General features: G+C 71.6%; 16 protein-coding genes. 5 read left to right on the top strand and 11 right to left on the bottom strand.

Features of this window, described 5'->3' with window-relative positions; genetic code table 11:
• Positions 1–17: 17 nt before the first annotated feature.
• From ASF18_RS11525 to ASF18_RS11535, 3 genes are read right to left on the bottom strand one after another with little or no spacing between them, the layout of a single operon-like run.
• The gene (locus ASF18_RS11525; protein WP_056351719.1) at positions 18–2270 is read right to left on the bottom strand and encodes a xanthine dehydrogenase family protein molybdopterin-binding subunit; all 2253 of its coding nucleotides are present in this window, start codon (positions 2268–2270) and stop codon (positions 18–20) included.
• A 10-nt stretch (positions 2271–2280) separates the two neighbouring features.
• Entirely contained in the window at positions 2281–3294 is a 1014-nt protein-coding gene (locus ASF18_RS11530) for a xanthine dehydrogenase family protein subunit M (RefSeq protein ID WP_056351722.1), read from the bottom strand.
• The gene (locus tag ASF18_RS11535) at positions 3291–3797 is read right to left on the bottom strand and encodes a (2Fe-2S)-binding protein (RefSeq protein ID WP_056218281.1); all 507 of its coding nucleotides are present in this window, start codon (positions 3795–3797) and stop codon (positions 3291–3293) included. Before ASF18_RS11535 ends, ASF18_RS11530 begins: the two co-directional genes overlap by 4 nt.
• Positions 3798–4137: 340 nt before the next feature.
• Between ASF18_RS11535 and ASF18_RS11540 the strand changes: the two genes are divergently transcribed.
• The 5 genes from ASF18_RS11540 to ASF18_RS11560 all read left to right on the top strand — a co-directional run bounded on the left by ASF18_RS11540 (position 4138) and on the right by ASF18_RS11560 (position 11368).
• The gene (locus tag ASF18_RS11540; RefSeq protein ID WP_056276526.1) at positions 4138–5532 is read left to right on the top strand and encodes a M20/M25/M40 family metallo-hydrolase; all 1395 of its coding nucleotides are present in this window, start codon (positions 4138–4140) and stop codon (positions 5530–5532) included.
• A gap of 325 nt (positions 5533–5857) precedes the next feature.
• On the top strand, positions 5858–6565 hold the full coding sequence (locus tag ASF18_RS11545; RefSeq protein WP_056351724.1) for a hypothetical protein: 708 nt from the start codon (positions 5858–5860) through the stop codon (positions 6563–6565).
• Complete coding sequence (locus tag ASF18_RS11550; protein ID WP_056351728.1) at positions 6562–8466, top strand: glycosyltransferase; 1905 nt, start codon at positions 6562–6564, stop codon at positions 8464–8466. The genes ASF18_RS11545 and ASF18_RS11550 overlap by 4 nt, the downstream gene beginning before the upstream one ends.
• Positions 8463–10517 carry a glycosyltransferase gene (locus tag ASF18_RS11555; protein ID WP_056351731.1) on the top strand — a complete coding sequence of 685 codons (2055 nt, stop codon included), beginning with the start codon at positions 8463–8465 and terminating at the stop codon, positions 10515–10517. Before ASF18_RS11550 ends, ASF18_RS11555 begins: the two co-directional genes overlap by 4 nt.
• A complete protein-coding gene (locus ASF18_RS11560; protein ID WP_056351734.1) occupies positions 10514–11368 on the top strand; it encodes a hypothetical protein in 855 nt (284 codons plus the stop codon). The genes ASF18_RS11555 and ASF18_RS11560 overlap by 4 nt, the downstream gene beginning before the upstream one ends.
• A 28-nt stretch (positions 11369–11396) precedes the next feature.
• On the opposite strand, the gene bioD is transcribed toward ASF18_RS11560, so the two are convergent.
• The 8 genes from bioD to lspA all read right to left on the bottom strand — a co-directional run bounded on the left by bioD (position 11397) and on the right by lspA (position 19070).
• Complete coding sequence (bioD, locus tag ASF18_RS11565; RefSeq protein ID WP_056351737.1) at positions 11397–12095, bottom strand: dethiobiotin synthase; 699 nt, start codon at positions 12093–12095, stop codon at positions 11397–11399.
• Entirely contained in the window at positions 12092–12865 is a 774-nt protein-coding gene (locus ASF18_RS11570; protein ID WP_056176712.1) for a ferredoxin--NADP reductase, read from the bottom strand. The genes bioD and ASF18_RS11570 overlap by 4 nt, the downstream gene beginning before the upstream one ends.
• A 146-nt stretch (positions 12866–13011) precedes the next feature.
• Entirely contained in the window at positions 13012–13947 is a 936-nt protein-coding gene (locus ASF18_RS11575) for a ring-cleaving dioxygenase (protein ID WP_056351739.1), read from the bottom strand.
• A gap of 103 nt (positions 13948–14050) precedes the next feature.
• Positions 14051–14656, bottom strand: a complete 606-nt coding sequence (locus ASF18_RS11580) for a HupE/UreJ family protein (RefSeq protein WP_056351742.1) — start codon at positions 14654–14656, stop codon at positions 14051–14053.
• A gap of 162 nt (positions 14657–14818) precedes the next feature.
• Entirely contained in the window at positions 14819–16117 is a 1299-nt protein-coding gene (locus ASF18_RS11585; protein ID WP_056276504.1) for a pitrilysin family protein, read from the bottom strand.
• Between the two features lie 86 nt (positions 16118–16203).
• Positions 16204–17583 (bottom strand): pitrilysin family protein, encoded by a 1380-nt coding sequence (locus tag ASF18_RS11590; protein ID WP_056218306.1) that lies wholly within the window; start codon positions 17581–17583, stop codon positions 16204–16206.
• 154 nt (positions 17584–17737) lie between these two features.
• Positions 17738–18373 carry a hypothetical protein gene (locus tag ASF18_RS11595; protein ID WP_056218309.1) on the bottom strand — a complete coding sequence of 212 codons (636 nt, stop codon included), beginning with the start codon at positions 18371–18373 and terminating at the stop codon, positions 17738–17740.
• A 208-nt stretch (positions 18374–18581) separates the two neighbouring features.
• The gene (lspA, locus tag ASF18_RS11600; RefSeq protein WP_056218313.1) at positions 18582–19070 is read right to left on the bottom strand and encodes a signal peptidase II; all 489 of its coding nucleotides are present in this window, start codon (positions 19068–19070) and stop codon (positions 18582–18584) included.
• Between the last annotated feature and the right edge of the window lie 52 nt (positions 19071–19122).

The raw sequence follows: 19122 nt of genomic DNA on the forward strand, positions 1-19122 counted from the left end.
GGACCCGCGGCGCAGGATCAGCCGATGATCTTGTCGATGGTGATCGGCAGCTCGCGGATGCGCTTGCCGGTGGCGTGGAACACCGCGTTGGCCACCGCCGCCGCCGTGCCGACGATGCCGATCTCGCCCAGGCCCTTCACGCCCATCGGGTTGGCCTTGTCCTCCTCGTCCACGAAGATCACGTCGATCTCGTGGATGTCGGCATGCACCGGCACGTGGTACTCGCCGAGGTTGTGGTTCATGAACCGGCCGATGGTGTGGTCGAGCATGGATTCCTCCTCCAGCGCCGAACCGATGCCCATGACCACGCCGCCGAGGATCTGGCTGCGGGCGGTCTTGGTGTTCAGGATCTTGCCCGCCGCGATCGCCGAGACGATCCGGGTGACGCGCACCACGCCGAGATCCTCGTCGACCTTCACCTCGGCGAAGATGGCCGAGTGCGTGTAGCCGGCAAATTCCTGGGAATGGTTGGAATCCGGGCCGGCCGAGCCGGTGGCCTCGATCTGGTCCATCCCCGCCTTCGCCATCACCTCCGTGAGGGCGATGCTGCGGGACGGATCGCCCGCCACCGAGATGCGCCCGTCCTTGAACACCGCGCGATCGAAGTCGACGTTGGCCAGGGGCGAATCGTCGAGGCCGCGGGCCAGGGTGAAGACCTGGGCGGCGATCTCGCGACAGGCCTTCATCACCGCCGTGCCGGAGGAGGCCGCCGTCCAGGAGCCGCCGGCGATCGGCGCGTCGGCGAGCTTCGAGTCGCCGAGCTTCGTCGTCACGTCCGTCATCCGCAAACCCAGCGCATCGGCGGCGATCTGGGTCAGGATCGTGTAGGTGCCCGTGCCGATGTCGCCGGTCTGGTTGCCGACCACGAGCTTGCCGTCGGCCGTCAGCGTGGCCTGGGCGCTCGACTGCTGCATCATCGACTCCCAGATGCCGGTCGCCATGCCCCAGCCGACGAGCTCGCGCCCGTCCTTCATGGATCGCGGCTCGGGGTTGCGGGCCGACCAGCCGAAACGCTCGGCTCCCTCCGCGTAGGCGGCCCGCAGGGATTTCGAGCTGAACGGCTTGTCCTGGGTGCGGTCCTTCTCGGCGTAGTTCCGCAGGCGCAGGTCGATCGGGTCCTGCCCCGTCTCGTGGGCGAGCTCGTCCATCGCGATCTCGAGGGCGAACACGCCCGTCACGGCGCCGGGTGCCCGCATGTCGGAGGGGGTGTAGGTGTCGATCTTGGCGAGCCGGTAGTCGAGGGCGACGTTCGGGCAGTCGTAGAGGATGCCCGACCAGTTCACGACGACCTCCTGGTAATCCTCGAAGCCGGAGGTGCCGGAGATCGCCTCGTGCCGGAGGGAGGTCAGCGCGCCGTCGGCCTCGGCCCCGAGGGCGATGGTCTGGCGCACGTCGGGCCGGTAGCCGAAGGTGAACATCTGGTCGCGGGTCAGGGTCACCCGCACCGAGCGCTCCAGCTCCCGCGCCGCCATGACGGCGAGGAAGAGCTGGTATTGCGGGCGCAGGCCCGAGCCGAAGCCGCCGCCGAGATAGGGATTGAGGACGTGGACGTCGTCCTTCTTCATCCCGAACACGCCGGTGATGTAGCCCAGGCTGTTCGAGACGCCCTGGATCTTGTCGTAGACCGTGAGCTTGCCGTCGCCCTCCCAGACCACGGTCGAGGCGTGGGGCTCCATCGGGTTATGGTGCTCCACGGCCATGTGGTAGTGATTGGTGAGTTGGACCGGGGCGGCCTTGTAGGCGCCGTCCGCATCGCCCCAGGGCGCCGGCGGCGGCTTGATGCCGGAGCGCTTCTTGGGCGGCACGTAGGCCGCGTCCTCCAGGGTCCGCAGGTCGGTGGTCGGCGCATCGGCCTCGTAGGCGAGCTTCACCAGCGAGGCGGCGTAGCGCGCCGTGCCGAAATCCTCCGCCACCACCAGGGCCACGGGCTGGCCGCTGTAATGGACCTTGTCGTCGTAGAGCGGCCGGAAGGGCGAGCCGGGAGGCGCGACCTGATCCTGGTAATTGTAGTCGAGCCAGGCGGTGCGCGGCCGGTTCTCGTGGGTGAAGACCTTGAGGACCCCCGGCACCGCCTCGGCGGCCGCCGTGTCGATGGACAGGATCCGGCCGCGGGCGATGCCGCTCGACACCACGTAGCCGTGGGTCAGGTCGGGGGCGGCGAACTCGCCGGCGTATTTCGCCTGGCCGGTGACCTTGGCCGGGCCGTCGACGCGGCTCTGCGCGGTGCCGACATAGGTGTCGGTGCCGGAGGTGCTGATGCTGTGGGCCATGGGGGTTCCTTCAGGCGATGCGCTTGTCGGACTGAGACTGGGGCGTGCCGGCGGCGGCCTGGGTCAGGCCGCGGATGAGGGCGCGCCGCGCGAGTTCGATCTTGAAGCCGTTCTCGGATTGGGGGTGCGCCGCGGCGACCACGATATTGGCGGCGGCGGCGAAGGTCTCGTGGGTGGCCGGCTTGCCGACCAGGAAGGCTTCCGCCTGCGCGTCACGCCAGGGCTTGTGCGCGACGCCGCCCAGGGCGAAGCGCGCGGTCTGGATGGTGTCGCCGTCGAGCTTGATCACCGCCGCCACCGAGACGAGGGCGAAGGCGTAGGAGAGCCGGTCGCGCAGCTTCAGGTAGGTGTGGTGGGCCCCGAATTCCTCGTCGGGCAGGTCGACCGAGAGCACGATCTCGTCGACCGCGAGGGTGGTGTCCCGCTCGGGCGTGTCGCCGGGCAGGCGGTGGAAGTCGGCGAAGGGGATCGTGCGCTCGCCCCCCGGGCCGGCGACCCGGACCTCGGCCTCCAGGGCGGCGAGGGCCACGCACATGTCGGAGGGGTGGGTGGCGATGCAGGACGGGCTCGTCCCGAAGATGGCGTGGATGCGGTTGACCCCGCCGATGGCGGCGCAGCCGGTGCCGGGCTCGCGCTTGTTGCAGGGCGTGGCGTCGTCGTAGAAATAATAGCAGCGGGTGCGCTGCAGGAGGTTGCCGCCGGTGGTGGCGGCGTTGCGCAGCTGACCCGAGGCGCCGGCCAGGATCGCGCTCGACAGCAGCGGATAGCGCGCCTTGACCCGGTCGTCGTAGGCCACGGTCGCGTTCGTCACCAGGGCGCCGAGGCTGAGGCCGCCGTCGCGCTCCTCGATCCGGTCGAGGGGCAGCCGGGTGATGTCGACGAGGCGCTCGGGCCGCTCGACATTGTACTTCATCAGGTCGACGAGGTTGGTTCCGCCGGCGATGAAGCGGGCCTGGGCGCCGGAGGCGATGGCGCGCACCGCCTCGTCGACGGTGGTCGGGCGGACGTAATCGAAGCGGTTCATTTCGCGGCTCCCGCGTGCATCACGTCCTCGATGGCGTCGACGATGTTGGTGTAGGCGCCGCAGCGGCAGATGTTGCCGCTCATCGCCTCCCGGATCTCGTCCCGCGACTGGGCGTGCCCCTCGGAGAGCATGCCCACGGCCGAGCAGAGCTGGCCAGGCGTGCAGTAGCCGCACTGGAAGGCATCGTGCTCGACGAAGGCCGCCTGGAGCGGGTGCAGGCCCTCGGCGCCGGCCAGGCCCTCGACCGTGGTGATGCTGGCCCCGTCCTTCATCACCGCCAGCGTCAGGCAGGAATTGATGCGCGTGCCGTTCACCAGCACCGTGCAGGCGCCGCACTGGCCGTGGTCGCAGCCCTTCTTGGTGCCGGTGAGGTCGAGGTCCTCGCGCAGGAGGTCGAGGAGGGTGGTCCAGGGGGCGACCTGAAGCGTCCGGCTCTCGCCGTTGATCGTCAGGGTGATGCCGATGGTGTTCGCAGCATGGGAGGAGCCGCTTTCGATGAGCATGGCGGTATCCGTGGCTTGCGCGGCGCGTAAGGCGCGACGCCGCTGGTGTTCGAGGAAACTCGCAGGGGCGGCGGCGGGGAAAAAACATCCGCCCCGTCCCGGTCCACTCAATAACAGTTCCAAAAAGCTGGTGTTCCCGCCGGGGATCCTTGCGCCGGGTTCACGTTTGACGAGAGCACCACTGCGCCGGTCGGTTTCAGCCGGAGACGTCTGCTGTCCGATGGCCGGCGCCGTCGCTCGGTCGAGGTTGCTCGGTCGAGGTTGCTTGGTCGAGGTTGCTTGGCCCAGCCGCCATGGGCTAACCCGGGAGCCGCCGCCCGCCTTCGCTCAAGGACGCCCGATGATCGCGCTCGCCCCCGTTCTCAACGACATCGACCGCGACCTCGACAGCGCCCTGGAGCGGCTCTTCGCCTTCCTGCGCATCCCCTCGATCTCCACCGATCCGGCCTTCGCCCCCCAGTGCCGCGAGGCCGCGACCTGGCTCGCCGGCACCCTGACGGCCCTGGGCTTCGAGACCGGCATCCACGAGACCGCCCTGCACCCGGTGGTGCTGGCCCACAAGCCGAAGCCCGGCTTCCCGCACGTGCTGTTCTACGGGCATTACGACGTGCAGCCGGTGGACCCCCTGACCCTCTGGGAGACGCCCCCCTTCGAGCCGCGCCTCGCCACCGACGCCGCCGGGAAGCGGACGATCGTCGGGCGCGGCGCCTCGGACGACAAGGGCCAGGTGATGACCTTCGTGGAGGCCTGCCGGGCCCATCTGGCGATGGCGGGCGAGCTCCCCTGCGGCGTCACCATCCTGGTCGAGGGCGCCGAGGAGAACGGCTCTCAAGGGTTGCCCGAATGGGTCGCGGCCAACCGCGACAAGCTCGGCGCCGACATCGTGCTCGTCTGCGACACCAGCATGTGGAATCCGACCACCCCGGCCATCACCACCTCCCTGCGCGGGCTGGCCTATTTCGAGGTCAAGGTGACCTGCGCCGACCGCGACCTGCATTCGGGCTTCTTCGGCGGCGCCGCGCGCAACCCGATCCACGTCCTGTCCAGGATCATCGCCGACCTGCACGACGCCGACGGAAAGGTGGCGCTGCCGGGCTTCTACGAGGGCGTGCGCGAGACGCCGCAGGCGGTGCTCGACCAGTGGCGCGGCCTCGACTTCACGGCGGACACGTTCCTCGGGCCCATCGGCCTGTCGGAGCCGGCCGGCGAGCGCGGCCGCATGCTGATCGAGCTGGTCCAGTCCCGCCCGGCCTGCGACGTCAACGGCATCATCGGCGGCTATACCGGCGAGGGCACCAAGACGGTGATCGCCGGCCAGGCCAGCGCCAAGGTCTCGTTCCGCCTCGTCGACGACCAGGACCCGGAGCAGCTCGCCCGCACCTTCGAGGCCTTCGTGCGCGAACGCATCCCGGCCGACTGCTCGGTGGAGGTGATCTGCTACAAGGGCAGCCGCGCCATCAGCCTGCCCTTCGACATGCCCGAACTCGAGACCGCCCGCGCGGCCCTGGCCGAGGAATGGGGCGTGCCCGCCGTGACCATCGGCGCCGGCGGCTCGATCCCGATCGTGGGCGACTTCAAGCGCCTCCTCGACCGCAACACGCTGCTGATCGGCTTCGGCCTCGACGACGACCGCATCCACTCGCCCAACGAGAAGTACGACCTGACCAGCTTCCACAAGGGCACCCGCTCCTGGGCCCGCATCCTGGCGGCCTTCGGCGGGCAGCGGGCCGGCTGAGCGGCCCCGTCGTCGCCCGTGGCGCGCGGCCTCGCACCCCGGAGCTCGGGTCGATCCTCGTGGGGACGCGCGTGACGCCGAGCCATCGACGACCGGGGCGAGACGCGAGGCGGCTCCCTCGCCGGGAAGGAGCGGGTTGGGGTGAGGTGTGTGCCCTTTCCGGACTGCGCACCCACCTCCCCCTGTCCCTCTCCCGACCGGCGTGGGGACCCGCGCAAACCAGGCCCCTGGCCGGCCGGCGAGCCCCCGCCGAGCGGGGAGGGTCGGGTGATCGTCGACCGTTCGAAATCCGCGGACGCACGCTCCGCTCGAATCCCCAGGCCGCATGACCGCCACCCCTGCTCCTCCCAGTCCCAGCGCGGCTCGCCTGTTCGCGGCGGGCCAGGGCGTGCTCGTCTGCCGCTACCCGGTCGCCACCGACCTGCCGATCCCCCTCGCGGTCCTGGCGCCGGCCGGCCTCGGCCTGCTCACCTGGGCCTTCACCGGCTTCGGCGGCCCCGAGCCCGATCCCGCCGGGCTCCTCGTCCTGCATGACGGGCAGGCGGCCCTGACGGAGGGCGGCACCCTGACCCTGGAGACCCATTTTCGCGATGCGGCGATCGCCTGTCCGAAACCCCGGCCCGTGGCGGAGCTGGAACGGCCCGAGCGCGCCGCCCTCGGGGAGGCGGTGCTGGCGGCCGTGATGCCGGACACCCTCGATGCCCTGGCGACGCTGTTTCCGCTGCTGGCCCCCGCCGTCGCGGAGGGTCCGATGCCCGAGACGGCGCCCCGCCTCGCCCTCGCGGGCGACGATGCGCGCCGGGCCACGCTCTCGGGCTCCACGGTGCCGAACTACCTGCTGCTGCGGGCCGGCAGCACCTGGAGCTGCGCCCGGGTGGCGACGGCCGAGCTCCACTTCGGCCCGGCCCCCGCGATCGACCTCACCCTGGCGCCGGCCTGGGGCAACCCCCGCGGGGCGACCGTCGAGACCGCGTTCCTCCTCGGCCCCGGCACCGTCACGCCCGCCCGCCTCCGCCGCGAGGCCGGACGATGAGCGGCCCCGCGATCCTCGTGGTGGCGCCGATGCCAGCGTTTCCGACCAGCGCCGGCAACCGGCGCCGGCTGCTCACCACCTGCGCCGCCCTGCAGCGCGGCGGCTACGCGGTCGACCTCGCCTATTACGCCCACGAGGACCAGATCTATCGCCGCTTCGGGCAGCACCCGCCCACCGACGAGGCCGCGGCGGCGGGCCTCTTCCGGCACATCTTCCGGATCGAGCCGCCGGCGACCATCCCGCTCACCACCCGGTCGCGGTGCTTCGCCATCGACGACTGGTGCCCCGAGGCGGTCGGCGCCTTCGTCGCCTGGTACGGACGGGCCTACCCTGAGACCCGTGCGATCCTGATGAACTACGTGTTCCTGTCGCGGGCGCTGGAGGCGGCGCCGCCGGGCGTGCTCAGGCTCATCGACACCCACGACCGCTTCGCCGACCGGCAGCGGCAATACCGTCCGTTCCGGGCCGAGCCGAACTTCTTCTACACCGACCGGGCGGGCGAGGCGGCGGGCCTCGCCCGGGCCGACATCGTGCTGGCGATCCAGTCCGAGGAAGCGGCCTATTTCCGGACGATCACCGATCGCCGGGTTCACCTGCTGCCGCCGCGCTTTCCCGCCCGCCGGCCCTTCGCGGCCCCGGCCCGGGTCAAGCGGATCGGCTTCCTCGGCCACGGCAACGATCCGAACCTGGTCTCGATCCGGCGCTTCGCCGCGGCCTGGAGCGAGGACTGGACCCCGGCCCGTCCCGAACTCGTCATCGCGGGCGAGATCAGCAACAGCCTCGGCCCGACCGCAGGGCCCGGTGTGCGGCTCGCCGGCTACCTGCCCGAGCTGGAGGACTTCTACGACGGCGTCGACCTCGTGGTGGCGCCGATCCTCATGGGCAGCGGCCTGAAGATGAAGGTCGCCGAGGCCCTGTCCTTCGGCAAGCCCGTCATCGGCACCGCCCTCGGCTTCGAGGGCTTCGATCCCGTGGCGCCGGCCCACCGCCTGCCCACCGCCGCAGCGGTGAAGGCCGAGGTGCTCGCGCTGGCCGACGACGCGGCCGGCCTCGCCGCCCTCACCCGCGCCTGCGCGGATCTCTTTGCCGGCTATAACGCCCGCGCCGAGCAGGCCGAAACCGCTTTGCTGGCAATGCTCTCTGTTTCCGATGGGAAACCATCTGAGGCTGCCGCGTCTGTCGCCCCCGCCACCGCGAACGATCCCGATCGGGTGGTCACGTTCCTCGAGGGCGGACACCTCACCCGCGAGACCTCCCTGCGGTCCGACCTGCGCGACGACCCCGAACGCGGCCTCCTGGTCGCCACCGAGCGCGTCGCCCCGCCCGGCGCCGATCCCTACACCCCCGCCCGCCGGCGCTGGTTCGCCAGGGCGGAGGAGGGCAAGACCGAGCGCAGACAGGACGAGGCCGGATCACCGGACGCCGGTTTGGCCGGGCTCCGGCTCGCCCTCTCGCCGGAATGGGTCCGCGACCGGCGCCTGCCCCCTCCCCTCCGGGCGGACCTCGCGGCGCAGTTGGCGGACGTCGCAGCGGACTGGGAAGCCCAGGCGGTCCGCGTCGGCACCGCCGGAGACGGGACGACCCTGGCCCTGACGCTGCCGCGTCACCTCGCCTTCGGCACGCATCCCCACGCCGCCTTCCGGATCGGCACGCCGACGCGCGAGCTCACGCTCGGACGTGTCACCCCTCTGAATACCAGCCGGATTCCGCTGTATTCCAGCGCGTATATCAGCGCGTATACCAGCGCCCGCGCGGACCTCCCGGGCGCGCCGGCGGCCGTGACCTTCGCGGGGCTCGGAGCAGGCCCGGAGGCCTCCACGATCCTGTTCCTGCACGACGACCTCATCGGCCGCATCACGGTCCTGCCCGACCCCGTCCCGAGCCCAGAGCCCCTTCCATGATGGCGGCCCCCGACATCCTCGACGCTCCGGCGGGCCGAAAGGCGGCCCTGGTCGAGGCCGCCCTGATCTGGAATGCGTTGTTTCTCAACGACATCCGCATCGCGTTCCGGCCGGAAGCCGCGCCCGTGATCTCGGTCGTGATCGTCTCGCGCGGGGCCCGGCACCTGGTGGCCTGGACCCTGGCGAAGCTCGCCGGGCACCAGGCCTTCGCCGGCCCCGCCTTCGAGGTGATCCTGGTCGACAACGCCTCCGATGCCGAGACCCGGACGCTCTTCGACCGGGTCGACGGCGCCCGGATCCTGCTCAATCCGGAGAACGCCGGCTTCGGCTCCGCCTGCAACCAGGGGGCCGCCGAGGCCCGCGGCCGCTACGTGCTGTTCCTGAATCCCGACATCGACCTGATGCCCGGTGCCCTGGCGGCCCTGGTCCGCACCTTCGCGGAGGCCGACGACGTCGGCATCGTCGGCGGGCGGCTGGTCTTCCCCGGGGGCATCCTGCAGGAGGCCGGGGCCGGCTTCCAGGACGACCCGCAGCTCACCCATCCGGCCGGCCGCGGCGGCCTCGATCCCTTCGCGCCGGAGGCCTCCTACGTCCGCGACGCGGGCTACGTCTCCGGGGCCCTGCTGATGATCGAGGCCCGGCTGTTCACCGAGCTCGGCGGCTTCGACGACCTGTTCGCGCCGGCCTATTTCGAGGACACCGACCTCTGCGCCCGCTGCCAGCAGGCGGGGCGGCGGGTCGTCTACCAGCCGCGTGCGATCGCGATCCACGTGGAGAGCGGCACCAGCGTCCGGCGCGCCGACGTCGAGGCGCTCCTCGACCGCAACCGGGTCCGCTTCCGCGAGCGGCACGGTGCCTGGCTCTTCGGGCAGGGGCCGCGGCGCACGGGCTTCGGGCCCCGCGACGACGCGCCCTTCGCCCTGCGCGTCCTCTACGTCGACGACCGCGCCCCCCATCAGGATCTCGGGGCCGGGCTGCCGCGGGCCAACACCATCGTCAACGCGATGGCGGATCTCGGCTACGCCGTGACGGTGTGCTCGGTCTACGGCGAGCGCGAGGAGCCGGCGACGACCTATCGGGATCTCTCGGACCGGATCGAAGTCATCGAGCCCTGCGGGCGGGAGGGCTTCCGCCGCCTCGTCACCGAGCGGGCCGGTGCCTACGACGTGCTCTGGGTCAGCCGGCCGCCGCACATCCGCATGGTGTGCGAGGTCCTGGCGGATCTGGGCCTGAGCCCGCGGGATGTGGGCCGCGCCCGCGTGGTGTTCGATTCCGAATCCCTCTACGCCCTGCGCGAGTTCGTCGTCGACGCCCTCAAAGGCCGGCCGTCGCCGGGGCCGTCCCTTGCCCGGGCGACCGCCCTGGAGCTCCGGACGATCGCGGCGGCCGACCGGGTGGTCTGCGTCTCCCCGGCCGACGCGCGCCTGCTGCGCCGGGCCGGGGTCGCCGATCCGGTGGTCCTCGGCCACGTCCAGGCGCCCCATCCGAACCCGCCCGGATTCGCCGCCCGCCGGGGTTTCGTCTTCATCGGGTCCCTCGCCCGCGAGGGGGAGCCGAACATCGATTCGCTCGACTGGTTCTTCGGGCAGGCCTGGGACTTCCTGCGGGCGCTCCTGCCGGACGCCCACGTCACCATCATCGGTGCGGTCGCGCCCTCCATCGCCGAGCGGCTGACCCGGCCCGGCGTCACCGTGCTCGGCCGCCTCGACGAGATCGGCCCGGCCCTGGATGCCGCCCGCGTCGCCCTCGCGCCGACGCGCTTCGCCGCCGGCCTTCCGCACAAGGTGCTGGAGACCGTGGCGCGCGGCCTGCCGAGCGTCGTCACCCCCGTCCTGGCCGGGCAGATGGGCTGGCCCGACGGCACCGGATACCGGGTCCACGACTGGCACGATCCCCGGGGCTTCGCCGAGACGCTGGCGCATCTCCACGCGGACGCGGCGGCGTGGACGCAGGTGCAGCGCGCCGGCCTCGCCCAGGTCGGCCGCGACGAGGACCCCGCGGCCTACCGCGCCGTCCTGCGCCAGGTGTGCGAGGCGCCGACCTTCCCATGACACGCAGCCCGACGTTCCACGCCGTCCGCCTCGCCACGCCCCTGATCCGCCGGGTCATCCTCGGCCGCGTGCCCCGCCTGTTCGATGCGGCCTATTACCGGGCGACCAACCCGGACGTGGCCCGCTCCGGCATCGACCCGTTCCTGCACTACGTCTGGCGCGGCGCCGCTCAGGACCGCGATCCCAGCGCCGATTTCGACACCGCTTTCTACAAGCGCCAGAGCGGCCCGACGCGCCTCGACCCGGTGCGGCACTACCTGCGGGCGGGGGCGAAGGCCGGCCTCGACCCGAATCCCGCCTTCAGCACCCTGATGTACGTGGCCCGCTACCCCGATGTCGGGCTGGCCGGGGTCAACCCCCTGGTGCATTACCGCCAGGACGGGCGGGCGGAGGGCCGCGTCACCGCCCCGTCCGCCTCGCAGCCGGAGGAATGGGTGCCCTTCCAGGGGGTCCGCGAGGCCCATCGCTGGACCTATCCGGCCCAAGCCTCGCCCCGCTTCGCCCTGACCCTGCGGCGTGACGTGCCGGTCTCGGCCTGCCCCAGCTTCCTGCCCCGGCTCTGCCTCGTGCTGACCCTCGACGGAAGCGAGATCGACGGCCTGGTCCAGAGCTTCGACGCCTTCCCGGGCTCGGCCGCCGACGCGTTCACCCTCGCGGTCGACACCACCCTGCGCCCCCATCCGCCCCGCCCCACCCTGGTCCTCGCCCTGGAACAGTGCTTCCACGGGCCGGGCCCCGGGGGCGCGGTGCTGCTGCGCTACGCGGAGGCGCGGATCTGGGACGTGCTGCTGGAGCGCCCGCACGTGCTGCGGCTCTGCCCGGCCGGCGCGCTCGCGCTTCGGGTGCTATGAGGCGCCCCCGGGTGCGCGGGACGGGCGTTCAGGCGGGGGAGACCGGGCGCACCAGATCGGCGAGGTCGACCGGGCAGTCCCCGTCGCGGGCGATGACGATCACCGGGAGGGCCTGGTGCCGGGCGATCGCCGCCGCCACGACCTCGGGCGGAGTCGGCGCGTCCGGGCTGGCGCAGACGACGATCCCGATCAGGGGGATGCCGTGCGCGTGCAGGGTCTCGGCCGCCGTGAGGGCATGGCTGATCGCCCCGAGATAGGAGCCGGAGACGAGGAGCGCCGGCAGGCGGAGCGCCGTGAGCCAGTCGAGGCCGGTCGCCTCCCCCGTCACCGGGCTCATGACGCCGCCGACCCCCTCGATCAGCAGGGTGCCGCCGGGCGGTGTCGCGGCGATCGCGGCCCGGCACCAGCCGACGAGGTCGTCGAGGGCCAGGGTCCGGCCCTCGCGGGCGGCGGCGAGATCGGGGCTCAGGGGGGCGACGAAGCGCCAGGGCGAGCAGGCGGCGACCGTCTCCGGCGTCACGGCCAGGCCCTGCGCCGCGAGAAGCCGTCCGGTGTCGCTCTGCGCGAAGTCCGCGGCATCGAGGGGCGGGACCCCGCTCGCCAGGGGCTTGAGGGTCCGCACGTCGCGGCCCAGGGCGCGCAGCCGCCGCGTCAGGGCGGCGGTGACGTAGGTCTTGCCGATCTCTGTCCCGGCGCCGGCGATGAAGACGGCGCGCGTGCCGCTCACTTCTCGACGAAGGCCTTCTCGATGACGTAGTGCCCGGCCTCGCCGTGGTTGCCCTCCTCGTAGCCGCCATCGGTCAGCAGCTGGCGAGTGTCACGGATCATGTCGGGCGAGCCGCAGAGCATGAAGCGGTCGTTCTCCACCGACATCGGCGGCAGGCCGATATCCTCGAACAGCTTGCCCGAGGTCATCAGGTCGGTGATGCGGCCGCGGTTGCGGAAGGGCTCGCGGGTCACGGTCGGGTAGTAGATCAGCCCGGCGCTGATCACCTCGCCGAGGAACTCGTGGTTCGGCAGGTCCTGGGTGATGGTCTCGCCGTAGGCGAGCTCCTGCACCTGCCGGCAGCCATGGACGAGGACGACCTTCTCGAAACGCTCGTAGGTCTCCGGGTCCTTGATGATCGACATGAATGGCGCAAGGCCCGTGCCGGTGCCGAGGAGGTAGAGGTTCTTGCCCGGCATCAAATTGTCGAGCACCAGGGTGCCGGTGGGCTTCTTGCCGACGATGATCGGGTCGCCGACCTTGAGGTGCTGCAGCTTCGAGGTGAGCGGGCCGTTCGGGACCTTGATCGAGAAGAATTCCAGCTCCTCCTCGTAATTGGCCGAGACGACGCTGTAGGCGCGCAGGAGGGGCCGGCCCTCGACCTCGAGGCCCATCATCACGAACTCGCCGTTGCGAAAGCGGAAAGCAGGATCGCGGGTGGTGCGGAAGGAGAACAGCGTGTCGGTCCAGTGGTGGACGCTCAGCACACGCTCCTCGTTGAACTTGCTCATCGACGGTCCGTCTCGAATTTCGCTCGAATCTCGAAGCTTTGCGTGGCGTCTTCTCGCACCTGCGGTAGGCCCGTCAAGGCGGCGCGCTTACGCAGTCGCACGTCGGCACAGTGGCTTGGAATCGTTCTTAATTCTGCCGCGGCGCGTCAGAGCGGCTTCAGGCCGGCCTCGATCTCGACGCGGCGGGGTTCGAGGAAGGGCGGCAGGGCGAGGCGCTCGCCCAGGGTCTCCATGGGCTCGTCGGTGGCGAAGCCCGGCCCGTCGGTGGCGATCTCGAACAGGATTCCGTTGGGTTCGCGGAAGTACAGGCTGCGGAAATAGTAGCGGTCCACCGGGCCGCTGGAGGGCATGCTGCGCTGTTTGAGCCGGTCGGCCCAGGCGGCGTAGTCGGTGTCCGGGATGCGGAAGGCGACGTGGTGGACGGCCCCGGCGCCCTGACGCGCAGAGGGGAGGTTCGGCTCGGCCACGAGATGGAGTTCGGCGGCGGGGCCACCCGCGCCCATGCGATAGACGCGGACCTCGCCCTCGGGAAGCTCATAGTTCCGGTCGTGATTCAGGCCGAGGATCTCGGTGAGCACGGCCTCGGTCCGCTCGATCTGCGCCACGCTGAGCCGGATCGGCCCGAGGCCGCGAATCTGGTGCTCGCCTGGCACGGGACTCCGCGCCCAGGGATGGGCCTCGCCGACGCCGCCGTCATCCACCAGCATCAGGCGCTGGCCCTCGCCATCCTCGAAATCGAGGGTCAGGCGCCCGTCGCGCTCCACCGGCACGGCGTGGTTCACGCCCTGCCGGGCGAGATGCTCGCGCCACCACCCGATCGCGTCTGCGCCGGAGACGCGCAGGCCGGTGCGGCTGATGCTGTCGGTGCCGCGTCGCTCCGGCGGCGCCGGCCAGTCGAAGAACGTGATGTCGGTGCCGGGCGAGGCGCGGCCGTCGGCGTAGAACAGGTGATAGGCCGAGACGTCGTCCTGGTTCACCGTCTTCTTCACCAATCGGAGGCCGAGGACCCGTGTGTAGAAGGCCAGATTGTCGGCCGCCTGCGCGGTGATGGCGGTGAGATGGTGGATTCCGGTGAGTTGCATCGGCGGATCCCTGAGCGGCGGGCTGACCTGTCGGATGGGGCAACCGACCCGAAAACGAAACGGCCCCCGGGAGGGGGCCGTTCGACGACGTCGGAGGGGGCGCTCAGACGGCGCCGGCGAGAAGGCCGAGGCCCGCAACCGAGAGGGCCGCACCGGTCACCCGCAGGGCGGTGAGACTCTGCACGAGCCGTCCGGCCGAGAGGCCGAGACCGAGGCCCACCGCGTGCAAGAGGGCGGTCGCCCCGAGGAAGCCGAGACCGTAGGCGAGGCCCGAGCCGGTGTCCGGCATCTCGGCGCCGTGGGCATGGCCATGGAACACCGCGAAGGCGCCCACGAGGGCCATGGCGGCGGCGAGCGGCAGGGCCGGGCGCAGGGCCAGGGCGGCGCCGAGCACCACCACCGAGAGGGCGATCCCGATCTCGACGAAGGGCAGCCCGATGCCGGCGACCCCGAGGGCGCCGCCGACGGCCATCATGCCGAGGAAGGACAGGGGGACGAGGACGCGAGCGCGTCCGCCGATGCGAGCCGCGATCAGACCCACCGCCACCATGGCGAGGACGTGGTCGAGGCCGCTGAGGGGATGGAGGAAGCCCTGCGTCAAGCCGGCGGCGGGCACGTGGCCGGGATGGGCCAGGGCCGGCGTCGCGGCGAGGCCCATCGCCGTCACAAGGGCGAGGCGGGCCGGCAGGGAGGCGAGGCGTGATGTCATCCGGACTGTCCCGAGCTTGAAAACCAGCGGTGCAGCATCGTCGCCGCCTTGGCGGAAACTAGCAACCGCCGTGCCCGCGTACAGTCCCGAGCGACCGCAGCCGGGCGCGGCGGTTCGTCCAAGGGCCCCGGAAACCCGGACGCCCCGAACGTTCGTGATCCGTTAGAAGTCCGTGGGACGGCCGGCGGCGACCACCAGCATCTTCCCGTCCGCGAAGGTACGGGCCCCGGCGCGGCGGATGTCGGCCTGGGTCACGTTGGCCACGAGATCGTTGCGACGGGCGATGTAGTCCATGCCCAGGCCCTCGAAGGCGATCTGCACGAGCTGGTGCGCGATCTTGGTCGAGGTGTCGAAGCCCAGGGCGTAGGAGCCGGTCAGGTAGTCCTTGGCCTTCTGCAGCTCCTCGTCCGAAGGGCCGTCCGTGATGAGGCGGCCGATCTCCTCGCCGATCACCGACAGGGCCTCGCCGACGCGCTCGTTCTTGGTGGCGGTGTAGCCCCAGGTCATCGAGGCGGCGCGGTGGCTGACGAGGGACGTGCCCACCGAATAGGCGAGGCCGCGCTTCTCGCGCACCTCCTGGAACAGGCGGGAGGTGAAGGAGCCGCCGCCCAGGATGTGATTCAGGACATAGGCCGGGATGAAGTCGGGATCGCACCACGGCACGCCGTTCATGCCGAAGCGGATCACGGATTGCGGCACGTCGAGATCGACCACGTGGCGCGCGCCGATGTTCTGCATCCGGGTCTGGGGCACCGCCTTGAGAGGGGCGGCCATCTCGAGCCGGCCGAACGCCCGGTCGAGGCTCTCCGCCAGGCGCGCGGCGTCGATGGCGCCCACCGCGGCGACCTTGACGGCCCCGCGGCCGATGATCTGGCGATGCATCGTCACGAGATCGTCGCGGGTGATCGCCGCGATGCTCTCGGGCGTACCGGAGGACGGACGGGCATAGGGATGCCCGGCATAGGCCTCGGCGAAGAAGCGGCGCGAGGCCATCACGCCCGGATCGTTCTGCTGATAGCGCAGGCCGGCCAGGGTCTGGGCCCGGACCCGCTCGATGGCGTCGGGATCGAGGCGGGGCTTGGCCAGGGCCAGGGCCAGGAGGTCGATCGCCTCGTCGGCGTGCTTGACCAGCATCTTGAGGGAGCCGCCCAGCGCATCGGAGCCGGCATGGAAGGAGAGCTCGATGGCCCGGGCCGCGAGGCGCTCCTGGAACGCGTCGGAGGAGAGGTCGCCGGCCCCTTCGTCGAGGAGGCGGGCGAGCATCTGGGCCACGCCGGCCTTGCCCTCGGGGTCCTGCGCCGCGCCGCCCTCGAAGGTGAAGGCGAGGGCGATCAGCGGCACCACCGGGGATTCGACGTGCCACGCCTCGATTCCGGGGGCCGCCGCGACGGGAACCGCCTGGGTCGGCGAGGTCGCGGAGCGGGTGGCGGAGTCGAGCAGGTCGGTGGTGGCCACGTTCATGGGAACCTCATGCTGTGCGCGGGGCGCGGCGGCGGGCGCCGCGGCCTCCCGAATGGTGTGGCCCGGCCGGGGGCCGGGATCGGCCTTCAGGCCGCGTCGGCCTCGCGGGCCTTGGTCAGGTAGCCGGTGACGGAGCGGGAGGGCGTCAGGTAGCGCTCGGCCACGGCCACGAGCCGCGCCTTCGTCACCCCCTCGATGTCGGAGGGCCAGCGACGGACCTCCTCGATGCTCTCACCGATGGCCAGAGCCGAGCCGTAGATGCGGGCGAGGGAAGACTGGCTGTCGGAGGAATAGACCGTCTCGGCCACGAGGCGGGTCTTGGCCCGCTCGATCGCCTCGGGCTCCAGGGCCTCGGAGGGGACGCGGCGCAGGACGCGGTCGACCTCCTCCTCCAGCTTCTCCAGACTGACGCCCTCGGCGGGGATCGCGTAGACGGAGAAGCGGGTGTCGTCGATGGCCGAGCCCATGTACCAGGCGCCGGCATTCACGGCGACACCGAGCTCCATCACCAGCTTGCGGTAGAGGTAGGAGGTGGAGCCGCCGCCCATGACTTCGGCCAGCAGTTCGAGGGCATGGCACTCGCCGTCCCGCGCGGTGATGCAGGAGGGAGCGAGGTAGAGCCGCTGCAGGGTCGGCTGCTCGACCTTGGGGTCGGCCACGGCGAGGCGGCGGAGCGCCCGGGGCTCCGGCTCCTTGGCGCGGATGCGCACGGGCCGGGCGCCCTGCGGGGTGACGCGGCCGTAGGTGTCGTCGGCCATGCGGCGGACGTCGTCCGGGGTCACGTCGCCCGCCACCACCAGGATGGCGTTCTCCGGCGTGTAGAAGCGCTTGTAGTAGTCGAGGGCGTGGGTGCGGTTCAGCTCCTCGATCTCGTGCATCCAGCCGATGATCGGCGTGCCGTAGGGGTGATGCACGAACAGGGAGGCGGCCATCGCCTCGGAGAGCTGTGCCGAGGGGTCGGTCTCGACCCGCATGCGGCGCTCCTCCAGCACCACGTCGCGCTCGGGCGCCACCACGGCGTCGTCGAGGACGAGGCCGGTCATGCGGTCGGCCTCGAACTCCATCATGGTCCGGAGGTGATCGCGGGCGACGCGCTGGAAATAGGCGGTGTAGTCGTAGGAGGTGAAGGCGTTCTCCTGGCCGCCGAGGCCCGAGACGGCCTTCGAGAAGGCGCCGATCGGGTGCCGCTCCGTGCCCTTGAACATCAGGTGCTCGAGGAAGTGGGCGATGCCCGACTGGCCGAGCGGATCATCGGCCGAGCCGTTGCGGTACCACACCATGTGGGTGACGACCGGGGCGCGGTGATCGGGCACGACCACGACGTCGAGGCCGTTGTCGAGGGCGAAGGCACTGACCTCGGGGCCGCCCGCCTCGGAGCGCCCGAAGGGCGCGGCTTCGGCCCGGCCCGCGCTGGCATGGCCGCGCGAGGGTCCGAAGAGGGGCATGTCCTTCCTGAACAGGTGCATCGAAGCTCTTCCTTCCGCGGTCGGCCGCTTGCGAGGGCCATCCGTCATGTTGGCGTTGCGCCGGCTCCGCGCCACGGGGGTGCGTCGGAGGGGCAGGAAACGGGTCCTCGTGCGGTGACCCGCCGCGCCTGCGGCACCGGGCCGGACCCGGGGTTCAGTTCGCGGAGCGCGCGCGCACGTAGGCGCCCGGATCGGACTCCTCACGCTCGCGATACGGGTTGTTCACGGGGTCGCCGTTGGTCTTGGCGACCTTGCGGGGCGGCTTGCGGTAGCCGGTGGGCGGATCGGTGAGGACGTCGCGGTCCGGCTCGACCTGCGAAGGCTCCGCGACTTCGGCGGAGCGCAGGCCGAAGGGGTTCGACCAGAAGGAGTTGCGATCGTCGTTCTCGCCCTCGGGCCGGCCCGGCTCGGTGCGCGCCTGGGCGCCGGCGCGGCGTCCGCCGCGCATCTCGTCGATGGAGAGCGTCATGTTGTTGTCGTTCATCCGGCCCTGGGCGCCGCGGACGATCGGCTTCCGGGCCTCCTCGCGCTCGCGCTCGCGCTGGACGACCTCGGGATCCTTCGGCCACTGGGCCGAGGCTTCCGGCTGGCGCGGCGGCGGCAGGGACTTGCCGTCGAGCTTGGGCGGCATCACCAGGGGGGCCCGCTCGCGGTAGGTGATCGCGGGCTTCTCGGGCTCGATCAGGCCGATGCTGCTGAGCGTGTCGCGCATGAACACGCCCTGCTGCGCCTGCGCGCTCCCGGCGGTCAGAATGCCCGCCACCACCAGCAAAGCCCGATGTCCGATCATGCTATCCCCGCTCTCCGCCCGGTTGTGGGTCCCGGTTCCCCGAGCCCGGATGATCGCCTTGTGCCACGATCCTGATCCGACCTGCTCGGCCTGATCCCGGTTTCAGGCGATCGTATGGCGCCTTGACCGCAGTGCACCAGCCTCGCCGGCACAACGATCCCGGCTGTGGTTTACGGATCACAGGTCGGGCGGAAATGACGGCGGAGCCTCAGAGCTCGGACCCGGTGCTCCGGGGGGCCGGCCGCAGGCTGTCGAGGATGAGGCCGACGACGCCGGCGACGATGGCCGCATCGGCGATGTTGAAGACGTACCAGGACCAGCTGCGCCAGTGCAGGTGCACGAAGTCGAACACCGCGCCGTAGGCCGCGCGGTCGATGGCGTTGCCGAGGGCGCCGCCCGCGACGAGCCCGAGGGCCACCGCCAGCAGGCGCGATTCCGCCCGCCGCATCCAGAGCGACAGGCCCAGCGCCGCGAGGCAGGACACGCCCACCAGCACCCAGCGGCCGAGGCCGCCCTCCTGCTGGAACATCCCGTAGGAGACGCCCCGGTTCCACACCACGAGGAACTCGGCGAAGGGCGCGATCCGCCAGGGCTGCGTCAGCACCAGGTCGGTGCCGAGATAGAGCCAGAGCTTCGAGGCCTGGTCGACGACCAGGGTGACGAGCAGCGCGACGAGGCCCAGGCGGAAGGGGGTCATGGGGGAGAGGGGGTCATCGGAGAGGACGTCACGCGGGAAGGCGGGGCCTCCC

The organism is Methylobacterium sp. Leaf89 (assembly GCF_001422215.1).
Lineage (GTDB): Bacteria > Pseudomonadota > Alphaproteobacteria > Rhizobiales > Beijerinckiaceae > Methylobacterium.